This is a genomic window from Stenotrophomonas sp. P5_A8, assembly GCF_056400545.1.
Genome location: NZ_JBFULB010000505.1, coordinates 1 through 1813, shown reverse-complemented (window position 1 = coordinate 1813; position 1813 = coordinate 1). Strand labels below are relative to the sequence as shown.

The 1813-nt window shown below is 60.1% G+C and carries 1 protein-coding gene; it reads left to right on the top strand.

Going from position 1 to position 1813, the window contains the following annotated elements:
- On the top strand, positions 1 to 812 hold an 812-nt coding region (locus AC1DQP_RS20145), incomplete at its 5' end, for an RES family NAD+ phosphorylase (protein WP_478052383.1).
- Positions 813 to 1813 lie beyond the last annotated feature (1001 nt).

Here is a 1813-nt window from a genome sequence, read left to right as displayed (position 1 = left end):
TTGTCGGGGCTGATGTAACTGGATACTGGGTTGAAGCTGCGCGCGGGCATTGGGCGGATGTCCAGGACGAGGAGCTCATGCTCCACTCTTGGAAGAGCTTCTCTTATGCGGTGAAGCATCAGACTCGATTCAACTTCCGAAACGTTTGTACCGATAGGGACTCGCAGGAGATACCCGTCGCCGACATGCTGGACGTCGTCGGTGGGGAAGTAGGCTCGCTGATCAGGACGCTCGATATTGGAACGGAACTCTACAGGGCAAGGTACCTTCCGGCCGACGGATCCGTGGCGGTATCAGCCTCGACTATGGGGCCGCCTCCGAAAGAGGCTGCCTCAGCCGGCCGCATGAACCCTGCCGGCATCCCGTACTTCTATGCAGCGTTCGATGTGAAAACCGCCCTTGCGGAGATCGGCGAGGTTCCCGAGGGCAAATTGCCTGCAACCGCGGTCTTCCGTACCGAGAGATTGCTTAACGTTGTGGACCTCGTGAAGCTTCCTAGAGCGCCGTCTGTCTTTGCAACTGACCTAAGGGCTGAGCGTGTCAGGGCGCTGTTCTTAACCGGCTTCGTGACGGCAATCACACAGCCTGTCCATAAGGATGGCAGAGAACATATCGACTACGTCCCCTCGCAGATCGTTTGTGAGTACGTGGCTCAGTCTTTTTCCCGAGGCGATGGCGTATCCATCGACGGTCTAATCTTCCCGAGTGCCGCCCACCAAGGCGGCGTCAATCTGGTACTTTTCCCGTCAGGGAGCCCCTTCGACCACAATCGGTTCAAGGCTATTTCTTTTGGTAGTGCCGTCTCGATGTGAATGCACTGCTCCTCCCACCGTCTGCGTCGGATCTACGTGCCCCACTTGGCCATGGCCCTCTTCTTGCGGGCTTCGACCTTCGGTCAACCTCACCATCAACCGGCTTCTTCATCTCGCCAAAATTGCCGCTGGCGGCACCGCACCGGACCGGATTACGCCATCCTCGTGAGTCAAGCCACTGCGCTCAAGTGGTTGAATCTGGACAGAGCCTGACCGGCCAGTTATTGCCGGCTACTGGTAGTGTCGATGATTGACGTTGGAGCCACAGGCATAGCAGCGCCGATAGGCACCTCCCATCCGGGCACGGCCAGCCCGTTCGGGGCCGAGCGGTCCACCGCAATGAGAGCAGTCATGGCCCGCACCACGCTCCCACTGGTGCAGCCGGTAGGTAGCCATCCCCATCAACCCCAGGCTTGCGGCCACTAGCCCCACCGGCACCAAGCTGGCCATGGATTCCAGGCCCGCCAGCAGGGGTCGCTGGGGCCATGCCGACAGCATCGCTGCACATAGCGCCGCCAGCACAAGCAGCGACGCAGCTGGACCATACGCTCGCACCACCACCCAGCTTCCTCGTTCCATGATCCCCTCCCATCTCGTGGTTGCCTAAGCGATTGTCAGTATCCGGCGTCGCACAGCTTGAGATTGCGTCGGCGCCGGGACTGTCCGCGCACGCTGACAGTCCGCCGAAGGACGATGCAAGGCGCAGCGTACTCCCTCGATGTCACGCCCACCAAAGGCCGTACCCCCAACTCGTGGCGGTGGCGAGGCGCTGGCTGCGCCTGTAAGGAACCGCCCTACAGTCCCTGAAAGCTCTAATCGCTAGGATCAGAGAATCACTTTGGAACAGGGAAGTGCGACAGCATGGGTACACCGTATGAGAACCAGATCCTGGGCGCGTTCGTCTTCGCGCTGGGCGTTGAATGCGGGAAGGCCGGAATTTTCATGCCAGCCAATCTATTCCAGCAAACTCCGTTGGACGGGACGTTCGGTGACCTCGTGGT